Origin of the sequence: uncultured Desulfovibrio sp. (genome assembly GCF_949282365.1) — a bacterium.
GTDB lineage: Bacteria > Desulfobacterota > Desulfovibrionia > Desulfovibrionales > Desulfovibrionaceae > Desulfovibrio.
In genome coordinates this window covers 1-3,642 of record NZ_CASDOY010000081.1, presented here as the reverse complement: position 1 = coordinate 3,642, position 3,642 = coordinate 1, and the positions used below count along the sequence as shown (strand labels likewise).

The window sequence follows — 3,642 nt, the reverse complement described above, 5'->3', positions numbered from 1 at the left end:
ATGGCGGCGGCAGCCCCCGCACGGGCACGGCCCTGCGGCGGCACCGGGGCAGGCGGCCTGACCTCTGCCGCCGCTCCCCGGAAAGGGCAGGGAAAACGCGGACGCACGAACAGCCCCGCAGGAGGAAGAAGATGCCGGGCATGACAGAGATGTGTGTTTTCCTCGTCTGGATCGCAGGCGGCTTCGTTTCCGGCGTCAGCGGCATCGGCGGGGCCATGATGGCCTTCCCCTTCCTGGTCCTGCTCATGCCGGTCCATGACGCCATCGCCCTGACCTGCATCCTCAACATGGTCATGGACCTCTGCCTGGCCAGCCTGCATTTCCGCCACTGCAACGTCCGCGTCCTCTGGCCCATGCTGCTGGCCTCGGTGCCCGGTTCCTTCGTCGGGCTCCAGATCCTCGAGATCTGCTCCGGGCCCGTCCTGCAGGGGGCCGTGGGCATCCTGCTGCTCTACTACGTCTACTGGCAAAAAACCTTCCGCGCCCGCCGCGGCATGGCCCATCCCCGCGCCATGGGCGCGGTGGCCGGCTTCGGCTCCGGCCTGCTGGGCACGGCCATCGCCTTCGACGGCCCGCCCGTGGGGGCCTACGGCCTGTGCATGGGCTGGGAACCGCGCGTCCTGCTGGGCACCCTGGGCGTCTTCTTCGTGCTGCGCTCCTCGGTGACGCTGCTCCTGCAGGGCATGGCCGGCTTCTATACGCCGCAGGTGGTGACCTGCGCCCTGTACGGCGCACCCGGCGTGGTGCTGGGCACATGCATCGCCTTCCCCGTGGTCAAGCACATCTCGCAGCAGGCCTTCCGCAAGGTCCTGCTCTGCGTCATCGCCGTGGCGGGCCTGGTCTGCCTGGTGCGGGCGCTGGGGTAGCGGAGGGCTGCGCATACAGGGACGGGGCCTGCGTTCCCGTCAAGGACGCCTGCGTGGCGGCTGCTGCCCGGCATCACGGGCTGGTCGCCTGCGCGGCGGGCGGCAAGGGGCCGGAGCTTGCGCAGCCCCAGGCCCCCTGCACCCCCTGCCCCGCGCGGGTCCCCGGTGCTGTGGCGGCGCGCCGGGACGGACGGCACCGCGCCTTCGGCGCACGCCGTCGAACGGCGCGCCCAACAGGCGAAGAAGACACATCGAACATGGCCGGTCTTGCTGTGGCCGGGAAAATGCTTTCCTGATGCGGCAGGATGACGGGGACATGCCTGAGGATGAAAAAGCCGGTGTCCATGCACCGGCCTTTTGTGTCTGGCGGGAGTCCTTTCGGAAAATGCCGTTTGTGCAGCCATGGAAAGATGACGCGAAGGGCGGCAAGGAAGGGATGGTGCTCCGCCCCGGCTGCTCATTACTGGAGGAGATCTTCCAGCGTTTTGCCTTGCAGGTCGTTCACCCTGATATATTCCTCGTAATCTTCGCCAAGGGCCTGTGGAGAGAAGAAGACATGAAGATATCGTCCTGACAGGCCGCACCCCTTGCCGGCAGCAAACGGCAGCTTCCGAAAGGCCCGCCCGTCCCCCCTTCCCCGCATTGCGGCCTGTGGTCAAAGCGGCTATCCTGTGCCAAGATCGTCACGCCGTTCCCGCACTCCAGCAGCGAGGCCATGCCATGCATCCCGTCAGCGACATCCTTGCCCGCGCCGTGGTCCCCGAACATTCCGCCCCCTTCATGCAGGCCGTTTCCGGCGGCCGGGTGCTGGTGGCGGATCACTTCGTCTTCTACGCGGCCGGGGACTGGCTCATGGCCATCGCCTATCCGCTGGAAGGCAGCGGCCCTTACAGCCACGAGCGCTTCGAGGCCGCCCTCGCCGACGCCCTGGAGCAGACAGGGGCCACGGCCTGCTTCGCCGTGGGGCCCGACCTGCCGCCGCGCCTGTCCGGCAACGTGCTGGAGCGGGACGTCTTCTACACCCTCCCGGCCGACGCGCCCGTGCCGCCGCGCCTGCGCTCGCCCGTGCGCAAGGCCCGGGAACGCCTGCGCATCGACGAGACGCGCGACTTCGGGCCCCGGCACCGCCGCCTCTGGGCCGAGTTCATGGGCCGGGCCGTGCTGCGGGCCAATGTGCGCGAGCTCTTTGCCCGCACGCCGCAGATGCTGGCCGCCGAGGGCGCCGACGTGCGTCTGCTCAACGCCTGGGACGGCGACCGGCTGGTGGCCTGTCTGGTGCTGGACTACAGCACGCCCGCCTTTGTCAGCTACATCGTGAGCGCGCGCTCGCGCACGCATCCCGTGCCCCACGCCGGGGACGCGCTCTTCGCCGTCATGCTGGAAAAGGCCCGCGCGGCCGGGGCCGCCTTCGTGCAGCTGGGGCTGGGCGTCAACGAGGGCATCACGCGCTTCAAGCGCAAGTGGGGCGCGGTCCAGTCCCTGCCCTATGTCATGGCCCAGTGGCAGGAGACCTCCCGCGCCGGCGCGGACAAGGTCATGCTGGACGAACTCATGGACGCCCTGCTCAAGTACGCCAACGACGATTTCGCCAAGTACGAGTTCCTGCACAGCCTGCCCGAACAGCGCCCCTACGCCATGCTCTGGGAACTGGAAAAAGAAGGCCGCCGCTCCTGGCTCTGCGGCACGGCGCATTTCTTCTGCTATTCCTTCTCGCGCTCCTTCCGCAAACTGTTCAGCCAGGTGGATACCGTCATCTTCGAGGGACCGCTGGACGAGGAGAGCATGGCCCTGGTGGAAGCCCGCGGCCAGCGGCGCGACCCGGACGCCGCCCCCCTGGACAGCCTGATGGGCGAGGCCGAGATCCGCAGGCTGGAGCGCGTGGTCTGCGGCCCGCGCGGCACCTTCGCCCACCTGATGAACATGGAATGGCCGGACGCCCCGGACGTGCGCGCCCGCCTGCGCGACACCCGCCACTGGTACGCCTTCTTCTCCCTCTGGACCGCCTTTCTGGAACGCCAGGGCTGGCGCGGTTCCGTGGATCTGGAAGCCTGGCGCCTGGCCCGTGACATGGGCAAGACCGTGCTGGGCATGGAGAGCATCGAGGAACAGATCCGCTCCCTGGAGCTCATCCCGGTGCCGCGCGTGCTGGGCTTCTTCCGCCGCTGCGACCAGTGGCGCGCCTACATGAAGCGCAATATCCTCCACTACCTGCGCGGCGACCTGGAACAGATGATGGGCACCAGCACGGAGTTCCCCACGCGCACGGAACAGGTCATCGACTCCCGCGACCAGCGCTTCCGCGAACGCATGCGCCCGTATATCGAAAGGGGCGGGGCCGCCGTCTTCGTGGGGGCGGCCCACATCCTGCGCCTGCGGCGCATGCTCACCGAAGACGGCTTCACCGTGCGCCATGTGCGGCCCACCTGGATGCACAGGCTGCGCGCCCGCCTGCGCGGCGAGGAAGACCTCTACCGCATCCCCGACGACACTACCCGCCCCTATTAGGCAAGCCCTGCCGCAAGGAGGAAGACGATGTTTTCACAGGGATTGCAGCATTTCACGGCCGAGGCCGTGGTCCCGGAGCAGCTGCTGCACTATGTGGCGGCCGTGGCCGGATCCCGGCCGCTGGCCTGCGCCGGCTTCCCCGCCTACCTGCTGGAAGGGCATCTGGTGCTGGTGGCCTATGACGCGGCCATGCTGGACGCCTTCGCCACCGGGGCGCAGCCGGCCCCGGAGCCCGCGCCGGCCCCGGACCCCACCGGCGCCACCGACGCGG

Annotated in this window: 3 protein-coding genes and 1 pseudogene; all 4 read left to right on the top strand. The window is 69.0% G+C overall.

Going from position 1 to position 3,642, the window contains the following annotated elements:
* Window positions 1–131 precede the first annotated feature (131 nt).
* Window positions 132–866 (top strand): sulfite exporter TauE/SafE family protein, encoded by a 735-nt coding sequence (locus Q1X76_RS09940; protein ID WP_300719719.1) that lies wholly within the window; start codon window positions 132–134, stop codon window positions 864–866.
* Window positions 867–1,182: 316 nt separating this feature from the next.
* Window positions 1,183–1,440: a hypothetical protein gene (locus tag Q1X76_RS09935; protein WP_300719717.1), complete on the top strand. Its 258-nt coding sequence runs from the start codon at window positions 1,183–1,185 to the stop codon at window positions 1,438–1,440.
* Window positions 1,441–1,586: 146 nt separating this feature from the next.
* Window positions 1,587–3,371: a TraB/GumN family protein gene (locus tag Q1X76_RS09930; protein WP_300719715.1), complete on the top strand. Its 1,785-nt coding sequence runs from the start codon at window positions 1,587–1,589 to the stop codon at window positions 3,369–3,371.
* A gap of 27 nt (window positions 3,372–3,398) precedes the next feature.
* A pseudogene (locus tag Q1X76_RS09925) lies at window positions 3,399–3,642 on the top strand (translation initiation factor IF-2); the annotation flags it as partial.

Coding starts and splice junctions, on each gene's coding strand:
- Q1X76_RS09935 (WP_300719717.1), top strand. CDS start 1,183: ATGCCTGAGGATGAAAAAGCCGGTGTCCATGCACCGGCCTTTTGTGTC.
- Q1X76_RS09930 (WP_300719715.1), top strand. CDS start 1,587: ATGCATCCCGTCAGCGACATCCTTGCCCGCGCCGTGGTCCCCGAACAT.
- Q1X76_RS09940 (WP_300719719.1), top strand. CDS start 132: ATGCCGGGCATGACAGAGATGTGTGTTTTCCTCGTCTGGATCGCAGGC.